The 14,355-nt window shown below is 66.3% G+C and carries 12 protein-coding genes; 3 read left to right on the forward strand and 9 right to left on the reverse strand.

The window, feature by feature from the left end:
• Window positions 1-110: 110 nt before the first annotated feature.
• From AQZ50_RS13335 to AQZ50_RS13355, 5 genes are all read right to left on the reverse strand, one after another.
• A complete protein-coding gene (locus tag AQZ50_RS13335) occupies window positions 111-1,691 on the reverse strand; it encodes an ATP-binding protein (protein ID WP_231730284.1) in 1,581 nt (526 codons plus the stop codon).
• Between the two features lie 5 nt (window positions 1,692-1,696).
• Window positions 1,697-2,428: a response regulator gene (locus tag AQZ50_RS13340; RefSeq protein WP_231730285.1), complete on the reverse strand. Its 732-nt coding sequence runs from the start codon at window positions 2,426-2,428 to the stop codon at window positions 1,697-1,699.
• Window positions 2,429-2,488: 60 nt separating this feature from the next.
• Window positions 2,489-3,154 carry an EF-hand domain-containing protein gene (locus tag AQZ50_RS13345; protein WP_067746960.1) on the reverse strand — a complete coding sequence of 222 codons (666 nt, stop codon included), beginning with the start codon at window positions 3,152-3,154 and terminating at the stop codon, window positions 2,489-2,491.
• Window positions 3,155-3,403: 249 nt separating this feature from the next.
• Window positions 3,404-3,784, reverse strand: coding sequence for a VOC family protein (locus AQZ50_RS13350; RefSeq protein WP_067747045.1), 381 nt, complete (start codon window positions 3,782-3,784; stop codon window positions 3,404-3,406).
• A 69-nt stretch (window positions 3,785-3,853) separates the two neighbouring features.
• Window positions 3,854-5,653 carry an aminopeptidase P family protein gene (locus AQZ50_RS13355; protein ID WP_067747046.1) on the reverse strand — a complete coding sequence of 600 codons (1,800 nt, stop codon included), beginning with the start codon at window positions 5,651-5,653 and terminating at the stop codon, window positions 3,854-3,856.
• A 65-nt stretch (window positions 5,654-5,718) separates the two neighbouring features.
• Between AQZ50_RS13355 and AQZ50_RS13360 the strand changes: the two genes are divergently transcribed.
• Window positions 5,719-7,818 carry a S9 family peptidase gene (locus AQZ50_RS13360; RefSeq protein ID WP_067746961.1) on the forward strand — a complete coding sequence of 700 codons (2,100 nt, stop codon included), beginning with the start codon at window positions 5,719-5,721 and terminating at the stop codon, window positions 7,816-7,818.
• Between the two features lie 35 nt (window positions 7,819-7,853).
• Here AQZ50_RS13360 and AQZ50_RS13365 read toward each other — a convergent pair whose 3' ends face one another.
• The 3 genes from AQZ50_RS13365 to AQZ50_RS13375 all read right to left on the reverse strand — a co-directional run bounded on the left by AQZ50_RS13365 (window position 7,854) and on the right by AQZ50_RS13375 (window position 11,494).
• Window positions 7,854-8,306, reverse strand: a complete 453-nt coding sequence (locus tag AQZ50_RS13365; RefSeq protein ID WP_231730286.1) for a hypothetical protein — start codon at window positions 8,304-8,306, stop codon at window positions 7,854-7,856.
• Window positions 8,307-8,419: 113 nt separating this feature from the next.
• Complete coding sequence (locus tag AQZ50_RS13370) at window positions 8,420-10,855, reverse strand: DNA translocase FtsK (RefSeq protein ID WP_067746963.1); 2,436 nt, start codon at window positions 10,853-10,855, stop codon at window positions 8,420-8,422.
• A 102-nt stretch (window positions 10,856-10,957) separates the two neighbouring features.
• Entirely contained in the window at window positions 10,958-11,494 is a 537-nt protein-coding gene (locus tag AQZ50_RS13375) for a thiamine phosphate synthase (RefSeq protein WP_197412487.1), read from the reverse strand.
• A gap of 21 nt (window positions 11,495-11,515) precedes the next feature.
• On the opposite strand from AQZ50_RS13375, the gene AQZ50_RS13380 reads away from it, so the two are divergent.
• Both AQZ50_RS13380 and AQZ50_RS13385 read left to right on the forward strand, forming a co-directional pair.
• The gene (locus tag AQZ50_RS13380) at window positions 11,516-12,202 is read left to right on the forward strand and encodes a YggS family pyridoxal phosphate-dependent enzyme (protein ID WP_067746965.1); all 687 of its coding nucleotides are present in this window, start codon (window positions 11,516-11,518) and stop codon (window positions 12,200-12,202) included.
• A gap of 7 nt (window positions 12,203-12,209) precedes the next feature.
• Window positions 12,210-12,812: a LysE family translocator gene (locus AQZ50_RS13385; RefSeq protein WP_067747047.1), complete on the forward strand. Its 603-nt coding sequence runs from the start codon at window positions 12,210-12,212 to the stop codon at window positions 12,810-12,812.
• On the opposite strand, the gene pyk is transcribed toward AQZ50_RS13385, so the two are convergent.
• Window positions 12,813-14,297: a pyruvate kinase gene (pyk, locus tag AQZ50_RS13390; protein WP_067746966.1), complete on the reverse strand. Its 1,485-nt coding sequence runs from the start codon at window positions 14,295-14,297 to the stop codon at window positions 12,813-12,815.
• Window positions 14,298-14,355 lie beyond the last annotated feature (58 nt).

Genomic DNA, 14,355 nt, shown 5'->3' on the forward strand with positions numbered 1-14,355 from the left:
GATGACGCGATCCTAGCAAGGCGTTGGTTGCAATGGCAATCAGTTTGGCGGCGCGCCATCGACCGATGGCCCATCCCGACCGACGAGCGACATGAACGCCGCCGCCCGATTCAGGCCAGAGGCACGCGCAAAGTGGCGCAAAGGCCGACAATTCGCCCCTTTTCGAGCCGCCCCTGTTCGAGCCGCCCCTGTTCGAGCCGCCCCTGTTCGAGCCGATTGGCCAATATCAGCGAACCGCCATGCTGATCGGCGATCGCGCGCGCCAGCGTCAGGCCCAGCCCGGTGCCGCCGGTCGCGCTGTTGCGTGACGGATCGAGCCGGGTAAACGGTTCCATCATCCGGGCAATGTCGCCTTCGGGAATCCCCGGCCCGTCATCTTCGACGATCAGCACCGCCTCGCGTCCCTCGCGGCGCAGCGTCACGCGCGCGCAGTGACCATAGCGCAGCGCATTGGACACCAGATTGCGCAGCGCGCGGCGCAGCCAGGTGGCGCGCACCGGCGCGACCATCCGTTCGGCATCGCCCAGTGTGACATTGTCGCCCATGTCCTCGTATTCGCCGATGATATCGGCGACCAGAGCGGACATCTCGGTCGCCTCGATCGGGTCGGAGGGACGCCCGACACGGGCCAGCGAGAGGATGTCATCGAGCGAGCGATTGATGTCCTCGATCGTCGCGGCCATGCGCCCGCGCTCGACGTCGTCTTCGACCGCCTCGATCCGCACGCGCAGCGCGGCGAGCGGCGTCTTGAGATCGTGGCCGATCGCCCCGAGCATGACATCCTTTTCATCGAGCAGCGCGCTGATCCGCGCCTCCATCGCATTGTGCGCGATGATCAGCCGCTGAATGTCGGCAGGCCCTTGCGGCTCAAGCTGGTCCAGAACGCCGGGATCGGCGGCAAAGCTTTCGAGCCGACGGGTCAAGGCGCTCAACGGGCGCGTGATGCGGCGCAAGATCAGCCCGACCACGCCGACCAGCACGATATACGTCAGGATCGTCTGGCGCAGCAGGCCGAGCAGCAACTGCGTTTCGCTGGCTGGCATGAAGCTGCGCACGGTCAGCCAGCTGCCATCGGCCTGCCGCTCCGACGCGACCACCAATCGCGGCAAGGCGCCGTCGCCCGGCAAGCGGAACCGGGCGCGCAGCGCCGGCAGAACGGGGCGCAACAGCGGGTCGCGCTCCGGATCGCGCTCGACCACCAGCAAGGGGCCGGTCTGCTCGCTCTGGGATTCGAGCACTTCGTGAAGCTGCGTCTCGACTTCGCCGAGATGGCGATCACCCGGCTGTTCGGGCGATGCCGCATCGATCCGCACATGCAGCGGGCGCGGCAGGCGCAACCGATCATCGAGCGGGGGCGGCGGCGGGGGAAGCAGATCGCGCCCCCCCTCATGCCCGCCATGTCCCTCATGATCAGGACCGGCATGATCAGGACCGGCATGATCAGGCCCAGTGTGATCAGGCCCGGTATGATCCGGGTTGGGCATCAGTGCGCGGTCGCCCAGCATGCGCATCACCGTGCCGTTGACCAGAGTGGCGACATGGCGCTGATGCACCTCGCGCCAGATCAGCCAGGCCGACAGCCCTTGCGCAATCAGCAGCGCCGCCGCGATCGCCAGCAGGATTTGCCCCTGCAGGCTGCGCAGCCACGACAGCGAAAGGCGGCGCCCCGGAAACGAAAGGCGATCGGCCACGCGGGTCAGTCCAGTGCCGCGATTTTGCGCACTTCGGCAGCGAGCATGTAGCCGCCGCCCCAGACCGTCTGAATCAATTGCGGATTGCGGCTGTCGGGCTCGATCTTGCGGCGAAGGCGGCTGATCTGGTTATCGACGGCGCGGTCGAACAGATGCGCCTCTCGCCCCTGGACCATGTCGAGCAGGCGGTCGCGATCGAGCACCTGGCGCGGATGATCGAGAAACGCCAGAAGCAAGCGGAATTCCGCCGAGGAAATCGACACCACCGCGCCTTCGCGATCGATCAACCGACGCTTCAGCGGATCGAGCCGCCAGCCTTCGAATTCATAGACCACCGCTTCGCCGGCTTCGGGCGCGATGCGTCCGGCACGCCGCAGGACGCTGCGGATACGCGCGACCAGTTCGCGCGGGTCGAACGGTTTGACCACGTAATCGTCGCCGCCGATTTCCAGCCCGACGATGCGATCGGTCGATTCCCCGCGCGCCGTGATGAAAATCACCGGCATGCGTTTGGTTTCGGCAAGATGGCGGCACAGCGACAACCCGTCTTCGCCCGGCATCATGATGTCGAGCAGGACAAGGTCATAATGCGCGGCAGCAATACACCCGCGCGCCTCGGCGGCGCTGCCCGCCTGAGTCACGCCGAACCCCTGGCGCGACAGATAGTCGGCCAGGGGTTCGCGCAAGGCGGTCTCGTCATCGACCAGCAGGATTTCGGTACGGGAAATATCGGTCATCCCGCCGTTCATATCCGATTGGGTCAGAGGTTCCAGTGCGGTCGACATCGATTGCACCACTCATTCGTCGCCGGGAGGCGGCGGCATGTCGCCATCATCGTGATGGCGCCATCCTTCATGACCCCCGCCTTCATGACCCCGGCCTTCATGACCCCACTCGTGCCGCGCAGCGCGCAGCTCTTCGTGCGTCAACTTGCCGTCGTGGTTGGTGTCGAGCTTGTCGAAGCGGGCCTTGAGCGCGGCATCGAACGCGGCGCGCGTGATCACGCCATCCTTGCGCGCTTCATGCAGCGCGGGTCCGATGATCGCCATGGCAATGCCGCGACCACCATGCATACCCATCGGCCCCTGGCCCGGGCGATGGTCCCAGCCGCGTTCCGGCCCGCCTTCGGGACCGTCGTGGCGATGATCCTTGCCTTCGGCTTCGCGCGCGTGAACAAACGCGAGGAATTCATCCTTGCTGATCACGCCGTCATGGTTGGTATCCCATTTGGCAAAGCGTTCGAGCAGGCGAGCATCGCGGTCGGTACTGTCGATCTTGCCGTCATGATTGGCATCGAGCCGATCCCACAGCTTGTCCGCCTCGACCTTGACTTGCGCAAAGGTCGCATCGGGCGCGCGATGCGGTGCAGCAGCAGGCGCCGTCGCCGGAACCGTCGCTGCGATACCAAGCGCCGACGTTGCCAGCATGGCAAAGGCTGCGCCTGCGAAAAGCACTTTCTTCATATCCTCGTTCCCTCCTGGGAGAACATGGCGCGATCCGTAAGGGGCGGGTTCGCAACCGGGGGGGAAAGCCGCAAGGCGGCCCCGGGATCATGCGGGGGATGCCGATCCGGGTTTGAACAGGGGGCTGGACGTCAACCGCCCCGCGACTTTCTGATCGAGGATATAGGGCGAATGTGTCGCTCAACTATGCCGAAACCCGGGCTTTATTGTCGCACATTGTCGCGTCGTCCGCCAAATCGCACCAGCCTGTCAGCCTGCGCTGATGACAAAGGCATTGAGCTTGTTGCCATCGGGATCCCGAAAATAGGCGGCATAGAACGTGCCGTCGTCGCCGCGCGGCCCCGGTGCGCCTTCGTCGGTGCCGCCATGGGCGAGCGCCAGATCATAGATGCGATCGACTTGCGCCGCGTCCCGCGCTTCAAACGCGACCATGACCCCGTTGCCGACGCTCGCCGGTTGCCCGTCGAACGGCAGAGTCAGCCCGATGCCCGCAGCGCCGCCGGGTGTACCCCAGATGATCGCCCGGTCGGTCGTGTACATCCGCCCCGTGCCCAGTTCTGTAGCGATCGGATCATAGAACGCGCCTGCTCGCGCAAGATCGCTGGTCCCCAAAGTGACATAGCCAATCATCAGCCACACCTTTCATCAGCCGACCGAACGACTCGGTCGAGACAGAACATATCATGAACGATCCACGTATCACAGCGGCGCCGTCGCCGCCTCCAGCCAGGCGCGGTCCGCCCCGTCGAGCAAAGGCGCCAGCACCGCGCGCACTTGCCCGTGATAGGCATCGATCCAGCCGCGCTCGCCCGCATCGAGCAGCGCGGGATCGATCAGCCGCCGGTCGATCGGCACCAGGGTAAGCGTGGCAAAGCCCAGGAACGGCGCTTCGGCACCGGCGATCGCCCGGTCTTCGACCAGCACCAGGTTTTCGATGCGAATGCCGAAGGCTCCGCTGCGATAATAGCCCGGCTCGTTCGAGATGATCATCCCGGCCAGGAGTTCCTGCCCGGTGCCCGCCTGCCCGCCTTGCGACTTGGCGATGCGCTGCGGCCCTTCGTGTACCGACAGAAAGCTGCCGACGCCGTGGCCCGTGCCATGCGCATAATCGAGCCCTGCGGCCCACAGGAACTGCCGCGCAAGCACATCGAGCTGCGCGCCGCAGGTGCCGCGCGGGAATGTCACGCGGGCAAGCGCGATGTGCCCCTTGAGCACGCAGGTAAAGCAATCGCGCACATCTTGCGGCGGCGCGTCGGGGCCGATCCAGACGGTGCGCGTGATGTCGGTGGTGCCGTCGCGATATTGCCCGCCCGAATCGACGAGATAGACGCTGTTGGGCTCGATCGCGCGACAGGTCGCCTGCTCGGCGCGGTAATGCACGATCGCCCCGTTGGGCCCCGCGCCCGAAATCGTGTCGAACGACAGATCGATCAGCGCATTGGTCGCGCGCCGTTCGCCTTCGAGCCGGGCCGAGGCCGAAAGCTCTGTCTCGCCGCCCGCCGGGCCTGCGCGATCGAGCCAGTGCAGAAACCGCGTCACCGCCGCGCCGTCGCGCGCCTGTGCCGCGCGGTGCCCGGCGATTTCGACCGGGTTCTTGACCGCCTTGGGCACGATCGTCGGATCGGTCAGCGCGACAATCGCCGCTCCGGCCATATCGAGCGCCTGAAAGATCGCCGCAACGCTGCGATCGGGATCGACCGCGACACGCTTGCCAGACAACGCGGCGAGCGCGGGCACGAAAGCATCGCGCGGGGCCAGCCGGACACCATCGCCCAGATGCGCGACAAGCTCGGGCGTGACTTTTTCGGGCGCGAGGAACAGATCCGCGCTGCCATCGCCATGGACCAGCGCAAAGGCCAGCGCGACCGGCGTGCGTTCGACATCGGAACCGCGGATATTGAACAGCCAGGCCACCGAATCGAGCGCGGCAATCACCACCGCGTCGCAATTCCGCTCGCCCAGCCAGCGCGCAACGGCGGCGCGCTTGTCCGCCGCATCGACCCCGGTAAAGTCCAGCGGATGCGGCACCGCCGGCGCAAGCGAAGGCGCGGGCCGGTCGGCCCACACCGCATCGACCGGATTGGCACAAACCGCGATCAGCTCGCCGCCCGACGCCGCCAGCGCCCGCGCCGTGGCCTCGACCCAGCCGCGCGTGTGCAGCCAGGGATCATAGCCGATTCGCGCGCCCGCCGGGGCCTCGCCCGCCAGCCATGCGGCAGGGCTCGTCGCCGGAACCTGCTCGAAACCATAAAGCCGCGCGTCGACTTGCGCGCGCACTTGCAGCGTATAGCGCCCGTCGACAAACATCGCCGCCTTGTCGCGCAGCACCACCGCCGTCCCCGCCGATCCCGCAAACCCGGTCAGCCATTCGAGCCGCCGCGCATAGGCGCCGACATATTCGCTCATGTGTTCATCGCAGATCGGCACGACAAAGCCGTCGAGGTTTTCGCTCGCCAGACGCTTGCGCAGCGCGTCCAGCCGCGCCTCATGGGTGTTCATCAACATAAGGGTAATCCATCAAGGAGTGCTTGCCCGGCCTTGCCGGGACCATGGCGCCAACATAGATGCGGACTATGGCCAAAACCACCCCACCTGTCGCCGAACGGCGCCCGACCCGTTTTACCCGCCACGGCGTGACCGTGACCGACGATTACGCCTGGCTGCGCGATGCCGGCTATCCCGAGGTGACCGACCCGGCCATTCTCGCCCATCTGGAGGCGGAAAACGCCTGGTTCAACGCCGCGATGGCCGGGCAGCAGCCGCTGATCGACCACTTGTTCACCGAAATGCGCGGACGCATCAAGGAAGCCGACCGCTCCGTGCCGCAGAAGGACGGCGCCTTTCTCTATTGGATCGAATACGAGGAAGGCGCCGAATACAAGAAGTGGTGGCGCCGCCCGATTTCGGCCGGAGACGATGCCACGGCAGACGAGCTGATCTTCGATGAAACTGCAGCGGCAGCGGGCAAGGACTATTTCCGGCTCGGCGCGATCTCGGTGTCGAATGACGGGCGCCTGCTGGCCTATGCGATCGACGACAACGGCTCGGAGCGCTTTGTCGCGCGGATCAAGGTCATCGCGACCGGCGACATGCTGCCCGACGAAATCCCCGACACGCTGTCGGGCCTCGTCTGGACCAGCGACGACAGCGCCCTGGTCTATGCCCGGGTCAACGACCAGTGGCGCACCGATACCGTGCTGCTCCATCGGCTCGGCACGGCGGCAAGCGACGATACCGTGCTCTATCACGAAGCCGACGAAGGCTTTCGCGTCGGCGTCGGGCTTTCGGCGAGCGAACGCTGGCTGGTGCTGTCGACCGGCGATCATGAAACCGGCGAGGCGAGGCTCGTCCCCGCCGCCGACCCGACCGCGCCGCAAATTCTGGTGCGCGCGCGCGAAACGGGGGTCGAATACGACGTCGACGTCCATGACCTCGGCGACGGCACCGAGCCCGTGCTTTATATCCACACCAACGACACGCACGAAAATTTCCGCCTCGCCACCGCGCCGCTGTCAAAGCCGCACGAATGGACCACGCTGGTCGAAGGCACCGAAGACTTCTACCTGACCGGGTTTGACCTGTTCCGCGATTTCTATGTGACCGAAGGTCGGGTGCGCGGGCTCGACCGGATCGAAGTGCGCTCTTACGCCGATCCCGCCCGGATCGAGCCGATCACTTTTCCCGAGGCGAGCTATGAGGCGGGGCTGGCCGACAATCCCGAATGGACGACCGACCGGCTGCGCCTGACCTACGAATCGATGATCAGCCCGGCGACGGTCTATGATTACCACGTCGCGACGCGCGCGCTCGAACCGCTGAAAGTGCAGGAAATTCCGTCTGGCTATGATGCCGCGCTGTACCGGACGGAGCGGCTGGAGATCGAGGCGCGCGACGGCACGATGGTTCCCGTCTCGATCATGGCGCGCAAGGACATTGCCGGGCCCGCCCCGCTCTATCTCTATGGCTATGGCGCCTATGGCATTGCCATCGGGCCGGGCTTTTCGACCGGACGGCTGAGCCTGGTCGATCGCGGCATGGTCTTTGCCATCGCGCATATCCGGGGCGGCGACGACCTCGGGCGGCGCTGGTACAAGGACGGCAAGCTCGACAAGCGCACCAACACGTTCAACGACTTTGTCGATGTCGCCAAAGGCCTGATCGAACGCGGCCTGACCCAGCCCGGGCGGATCGCGATCAGCGGCGGCTCGGCGGGCGGCGAGCTGATGGGCGCGGTGATCAATTCCGATCCCGATCTGTGGGGCGCGGTCGTCGCGCATGTGCCGTTTGTCGACGTGCTCAACACCATGCTCGACGAAACCCTGCCGCTGACGCCCGGCGAATGGCCCGAATGGGGCAATCCGGTCGAGGACAAGGCCGCGTTCGACCTGATCCGGTCCTATTCGCCTTATGATCAGGTGCGCGCGCAGGCCTATCCGCCGCTGATGGTCACCGCCGGGCTCAACGATCCGCGCGTAACCTATTGGGAACCGGCCAAATGGGTGGCCAAGCTGCGCGAACTGAAAACCGACGACAATGCGCTCTTGCTGAAAACCAACATGGGCGCAGGCCATGGCGGCAAGTCGGGCCGGTTTGAAAGCCTGAAGGAAACCGCCGAGGAATTCGCCTTCATCCTGTGGCAGCTTCGCCTGAGCGATGCGGGATGAAGCCCCCCCGGCCAGGATCAGACCCCCCGCAGAGGTCAGGCTGGATCTGACGGAAGGTCGGTCACGTTTGGAGTAATCCCCGGGGGCAGGTCGGGCGGCGCCTTGGCCCGGCGGCGCCCGCGCGGCTGGGCGCTATCGCGCAGGACCAGAGTCGATCCGGGTTCGTCGAGCGCGTATTCGGCGCGCAATTCCTGCTTCAAGGCATCGACTTCGGCTTCGCTGCCGAGATGGCGCACGGGAAACCGGCGGATGATCAGATCATCGAGCGTGTCGATCAGCGTCAGCGTGCGGCCGCTGGTGATCTCGGCGAGGTGCGAGACATCGAGCCCGTTGGACAAGCTCCAGTTCACGCGGTCCCAACTGACCAGCGGGCGCCGGCAATAGCGGCAGGTGCTGGTCACCGAGCCGTCGCTTTCGCGATGGCGCGCGCGCTCCGGACGATGCATCCGGGTATACCAGCACTGGGTCAGCGCTTCCATGCCGCGCACGATCCTTCCCGCACAGTGACCGACGGGTCGTCCGTTCGGGATGGAGGTGGCACGCCCCGCCGGTCATGTGACGAGAACGGCAGGACGCTGGAATGGTTAAGCGCGCACCTGTTTCAAAGCGGATTGCCATCCTTGTCGCGATAGATGTCGCGGCGGCCGACGTGGTTCGGCGGGCCGACCAGGCCGTCGGCTTCCATCCGCTCGATCCATTTCGACGCGGTGTTGTAGCCGACGCCCATCTGGCGCTGAATCCAGCTGGCCGAGGCCTTCTGGCTTTCGAACACCAGTTGGCAGACCTGGCGGTACTTGCGTTCCTCCGGGTTGTCCGACGCGGTCGCTTCGAGATCGTCGAAGCCAAAGCTGCCCTCGGCGGGTTCTTCGGTAACCGAATCGACGTATTCGGGCGAACCCTGCTTGCGCCAATGGTCCGCGATGCGCTCGACTTCCTCGTCCGAAACAAACGGGCCATGGACCCGTTTGACCGGATCGGTGTTGGGTTTGTAGAGCATGTCGCCCTTGCCGAGCAGCTGTTCGGCGCCCTGTTCGCCCAGAATCGTGCGCGAATCGATCCGGCTGGTGACGGCAAAGCTGATCCGGGTGGGCAAGTTGGCCTTGATCACCCCGGTGATGACGTCGACCGAGGGACGCTGCGTCGCCATGATCAGGTGAATGCCCGCCGCGCGGCTCTTTTGCGACAGCCGCTGGATCAGCACTTCGATTTCCTTGCCCACCGTGACCATCAGGTCGGCCAGTTCGTCGACGATCACCACGATCTGCGGCAGCGTCTGGTAATCGAGCTGCTGCTCCTCGTAGATTTCCTCGCCCGTGTCGGGGTCAAAGCCAACCTGGATGCGCCGACCGAGCGGCTTGCCCTTGGCGGCGGCGGCGCGGACCTTTTCATTGAACCCTGTCAGATTGCGCACGCTGATCGAGCTCATCTGCCGATAGCGGCGTTCCATTTCCTCGACCGCCCACTTGAGCGCGCGCACGGCCTTGGCCGGCTCGGTCACCACCGGCGACAGCAAGTGGGGAATGTCGTCATAGCTCTTCAATTCCAGCACCTTGGGATCGACGAGGATCAGACGGCACTGTTGCGGGGTCAGCCGATAGAGCAGCGACAAGAGGATGCAGTTCAACCCCACCGACTTGCCCGAGCCGGTCGTCCCGGCGACCAGCAAGTGCGGCATCGCGGCAAGATCGGCGACGATCGGTTCGCCAGTGATGTCCTTGCCCAGGATGATCGGCAAAAGCCCCTTGGCATTGACGAAGCGGTCGCAGCCGACGAGTTCGCGAAACGAGACCATGTCGCGGACCACATTGGGCAATTCGATACCCATCACCGTGCGCCCCGGAATCGCCGAGACGCGCGCCGAAACCGCGCTCATGTTGCGGGCGATGTCGTCGGCAAGGCCGATCACCCGGCTGGCCTTGATCCCCGGCGCGGGTTCGAGTTCGTACATCGTGACCACCGGCCCGGTGCGCACGGCCATGATCTCGCCCTTGACGTTGAAATCGTCGAGCACGTTTTCAAGCAGGCGCGCATTGCGTTCGAGCGCCAGCTTGTCGATCTTTGGCGCGGTGCTGACTTGCGGTTCGTCCAGCAGATCGATCGGCGGCAATTCGAACTTGTCGAACAGATCGCCCTGCCGCGCCTTTTGCAGCGGCGCCGGGGCCGGGCTGCGGCTCGGATCGGTGATTTCGGTCGGGCGGCGCGGCGAGGCGTGCTCTTCGCCCGCGCCCCCGGAGGCACCGCGCGGTTCTTCGATCTGCGGCACGACCTGCGTATCGCCGCTTTTGGCGCGGGCACGCGGCGCGGGCGCGATGGCGTCCTCGTCGTCGAAATCGCCATCGACCTCGCGACGGCGCGGCAGCAGCGCCAGCGGATTGAATGCCCAGCCTTCGAGCACGAACACGCGCCCGCCTGTAAACAGCCCGGCCCCGCCAAGGATCACCGCCAGCGCGATCACCACCCAGCCCGAAGCGGCGCCCGCGAAATGCGCGCACCAGTGCACGACCCCTGCCCCGATCAGCCCGGCAACGCCGCCGACGCCCGCCGGCAGAGTGCCGCCCGCGCGGGGAAACGCCAGCGCCAGCGTCGCATCGATCAGCACAGCCGCCAGCGCCAGCATCAGCGCCAGCCGCCAGCCTGCGACCAGTGCGGGCACATCGGCATCGTCTTCGACTTCTTCGATCAGATCGCCGGTGCCATCCCACAGCCGCCGTGCAAAAATGAACAACAACGGCAAAATCAGCCCGCCCGGCCAGCCAAACAGCATCAGCACGCGTTCCGCCGCCCAGGCCCCGGCCAGCCCCATCCAGTTTTCGACCGGGCTGCCCGACGCGGTCGAGCCCGAAGGATCGGTCTGGGTATAGCTGGCCAGCGCGAGCGCCAGAAACACCAGCGTGGCAAACAGCAGCGCGCCACCGATCAGTTCGGCACTGCGGCGCAAGCTGCGGCGCAGGATCGCACGCCAGTCCGAACGAGCCGCACGCCCCCCCGAACCGGACCCGGCGCCCTTGCGCGCCGGAGTGAATGCCCGCGATGCCATACCTGCAAAACCCTTCCTGTACTCACGCGCATCATGCGCCAAAGGGGTATGAAACGTCAAGAATCCTAGGATTTTCCACGAGTCGAGGAATTCCGCCAGTTTTCAGGTCAACCCGTCAATCGCCGCAAATCCATGCGCGCGAACCTGCCGAAACCGCCGCCGCGTCATGCCCCCCAAGGCCAGTACCGGCAAAGGTGACAGCCGCGCGAGCAGATTGAAGCGCAAGGCACCCAGCACGCGCGCGCCGGGGTGTGATCGCGTCGGAAAGACCGGCGACAGCAGCACGGCATCGGCCCCCGCCCGCGCCGCCGCGCCGATTTCGCGCAAATCATGCGCGGTGGCCAGCCGCAAGGCGCCCATACGCGACCGACTGCGCGACAGAATGGGCGCCGGGCCATAGCCCACCCCCGCCTGCACGATCGCGATCCCGCACAGGGCCGCCACCCGCGCCAGCCGGCGCAGCCGCGCCGCGCGCGCCGCGCGATCGAGATGATAATGGCGAAACACCAGCGCCGATCCCGGCGGCAGGCGGCGCAAGGCGCGTTCGAGCCAGGCGTCGTTGCGCGCATCGCTCAACAGGACAAGGCGAGGTACGGATCTCGGGCGCACGGATGTCGCGACAGGCTGGCGATTTGCCATGTGCGCGCTATAGCACCGCGCATGACTGCCGCCAGCCACCTCAACGACCTCGCTCTTCCCCCCCTTGCCGCGATCCGCGCGCGGATCGCCCGCGCCGCCGCGCTGGCCGGGCGCAAGGCCGCCGATGTCACGCTCGTCGCGATTTCCAAGACCAGGCCTGCCGAAGCGATCATGCCGCTGATCGGCGAAGGCCAGCGCGTGTTCGGCGAAAACCGCGTGCAGGAGGCGCAAGCCAAATGGCCCGCGCTGATCGAGGCCCATCCCGACATCCGCCTCCATCTCGTCGGGCAGTTGCAATCGAACAAGGCCGAAGACGCCGTCCGGCTGTTCGACGCGATTCACTCGCTCGACCGCCCCTCGCTGCTTCATGCGCTGGCCCGCGCGATGGACAAGGCAGGCCGCCGCGTGCCGCTGTTCGTGCAAGTCAATATCGGCGCGGAAGATCAGAAAGGCGGCTGCGCGATTGCCGATGTCCCCGGCTTGCTGAGCGAGGCACGCGCCGCCGACCTGCCGGTCGAAGGGCTGATGTGCGTCCCCCCGGCGGGGATCGAGGCTGCCCCGTTCTTTGCGCTGCTGGGCAAGATCGCCGCCGACAATGGCCTGTCCGGGCTGTCGATGGGCATGAGCGAGGATTTCGAGACCGCCGTCATGCTCGGCGCGACGCATGTGCGTATCGGCAGCGCCCTGTTCGGCGCGCGCGCGGGATAATCGCGGGATGATCGCGGCGGCAACGGTTGCCGCATTTGTACCCGTCGCGGCGCTGCTGACATTAACCCCCGGCACCGATACCATGCTGGTCCTGCGCACCGCCGGGCTTGGCGGGGCCCGGGCGGCCTGGCGCGCCGCGCTGGGGATTGCGCTGGGCTGCCTGATCTGGGGCTTTGGCGTGGCGATGGGGCTCGGCGCCCTGCTTGTGGCCAGCCCGCTTGCCTTTGGCTGGTTGCGCATGGCGGGTGCCGTCTATCTCGGCTGGATCGGGATCGGCCTGATCGTTCGCCCGCATCACCCCGCCGAGCCGGGCAGCGCGCCCGCGCGGACAGCCTTTCGGCGCGGGCTGTTGACCAATCTGCTCAATCCCAAAGTCGGGGTATTCTATCTGACCCTGCTGCCGCAGTTTTTGCCGCAAGGCACGAATGCGCGCGACGGGCTCTTGCTCGCAGGCATCCATGTCGGCTTGACGCTGGTCTGGTTTGCCGCGCTGATCGCCTTTGCGCGCAGCCTTGCCCCGATCATGGCCCGCCCCGCCTTTGCCCGCCGGATCGACCGGGCCTGCGGCGCGCTGTTCATCGGCTTTGGCGTCAGGCTGACATTACGTTGATCAGCCGTCGCTGTTGCCTTCGCCATAGCGCGCGAGTTCGTCGCCGACGAGCGTGACCACGTGCAGGAGATTGGTCGACCCCGGCGTGCCGAACGGGACACCGGCCAGCGCGATCAGCTTTGACCCGGCGACGCCAAACCCGTGGCGCAGCGCCATGCGCTTGCCCTTGGCGATCATTTCCTCAAAGCTGCCGATGTCCTTGGTGGTGACCGCGTGCGCGCCCCACAACAGGCCGAGCCGCCGCGCGATGCGCAAAGCAGGCGTCAGCACCAGCATCGGCACACCGGGGCGTTCGCGCGCGACGCGCCGCGCGGTCGAGCCCGATCCGGTAAACACGATGATCCCCGAAATCGGCAAAGTCGCGACGATCGAGGCGCAAGCCCCGGCCAGCGCGTCGGCGGTGGTCGGATCGGGCGGGGTCTGGGTAAAATGGACGCGCGCCTGATAGCCGCTATCGCGTTCGACCTGCACGGCGATGCGGTTCATGATCGTCACCGCTTCTTCGGGCCAGGCGCCCGAGGCGGTTTCGGCCGACAGCATGACCGCGTCGGCGCCGTCATAGACCGCGTTGGCGACGTCGGACACTTCGGCGCGGGTCGGCGTCGGCGCCTCGATCATCGATTCGAGCATCTGCGTGGCAACGACCACCGGCTTGCCCTGGCGCCGCGCCATCGCGACGATGCGCTTTTGCAGCGGCGGCACTTCCTCGGGATTGAGCTCGACGCCCAGATCCCCGCGCGCGACCATGATCCCGTCGGACAGTTCGATAATCTCGTCGAGCCGACCGATCGCGGCGGGCTTTTCGATCTTGGCCATCAGCGCGGCGCGCCCGCTGATCAGCTTGCGCGCTTCGGCAAGGTCTTCGGGCCGCTGCACGAACGACAGCGCGATCCAGTCGGCCTGTTGCTCGAGAGCAAAGGCGAGATCGCGGCGGTCCTTGTCGGTCAGCGCGGGCACCGGCACCACCGCGTCGGGCACATTGACGCCCTTGCGGTTGGAAATCACCCCGCCGACTTCGGCGGAGCACAAGATCGCATCGGCATCGGCACGGATCACCCGCAGCCGCAGCTTGCCATCGTCGATCAGCAGCCGTTGCCCCTTTTGCAGGACGCCGAACAATTCGGGATGCGGCAGGCAGACGCGCGTTTCATCGCCCGGCTCGGGATTGCGGTCGAGGGTAAAATGGGCCGAATGGCGGATCACCGCGCGGTCGCCCTTGAACACGCCGACGCGCAGCTTTGGCCCCTGCAGATCGCACAGGATGGTGATCGGATGGTTCACCCGCGTTTCGAGCGCGCGGATCGCGGCAATCGTTTCGGCGTGCGTTGCATGATCGCCATGACTCATGTTGACGCGGAACGCATCGACACCGGCGCGAAACAGCTTTTCCAGCATTTCGGGGGACCGGCTGGTCGGGCCGACCGTTGCCAGGATCTTGACCTTGCGCCCGCGCGGGCCCTCTATCGTCGGATCCGTGTTCGCCACAGTGTCAGCCTCGTTTTGCCAGGGTGTGCCCTTTGCGGCCCCACTGCATGAGAACAAC

Origin of the sequence: Novosphingobium sp. Fuku2-ISO-50, from assembly GCF_001519055.1 — a bacterium.
In the GTDB taxonomy this organism is placed as follows: Bacteria; Pseudomonadota; Alphaproteobacteria; order Sphingomonadales; family Sphingomonadaceae; genus Novosphingobium.

Excerpts from the sequence above, each read along its gene's own strand:
- AQZ50_RS13385 (WP_067747047.1), top strand. The coding sequence starts at position 12,210 with ATGATCGCGGCGGCAACGGTTGCCGCATTTGTACCCGTCGCGGCGCTG.
- AQZ50_RS13370 (WP_067746963.1), bottom strand. The coding sequence starts at position 10,855 with ATGGCATCGCGGGCATTCACTCCGGCGCGCAAGGGCGCCGGGTCCGGT.
- AQZ50_RS13345 (WP_067746960.1), bottom strand. The coding sequence starts at position 3,154 with ATGAAGAAAGTGCTTTTCGCAGGCGCAGCCTTTGCCATGCTGGCAACG.
- AQZ50_RS13360 (WP_067746961.1), top strand. The coding sequence starts at position 5,719 with ATGCGGACTATGGCCAAAACCACCCCACCTGTCGCCGAACGGCGCCCG.
- AQZ50_RS13355 (WP_067747046.1), bottom strand. The coding sequence starts at position 5,653 with ATGAACACCCATGAGGCGCGGCTGGACGCGCTGCGCAAGCGTCTGGCG.
- AQZ50_RS13380 (WP_067746965.1), top strand. The coding sequence starts at position 11,516 with ATGACTGCCGCCAGCCACCTCAACGACCTCGCTCTTCCCCCCCTTGCC.
- AQZ50_RS13350 (WP_067747045.1), bottom strand. The coding sequence starts at position 3,784 with ATGATTGGCTATGTCACTTTGGGGACCAGCGATCTTGCGCGAGCAGGC.
- AQZ50_RS13340 (WP_231730285.1), bottom strand. The coding sequence starts at position 2,428 with ATGACCGATATTTCCCGTACCGAAATCCTGCTGGTCGATGACGAGACC.
- AQZ50_RS13375 (WP_197412487.1), bottom strand. The coding sequence starts at position 11,494 with ATGGCAAATCGCCAGCCTGTCGCGACATCCGTGCGCCCGAGATCCGTA.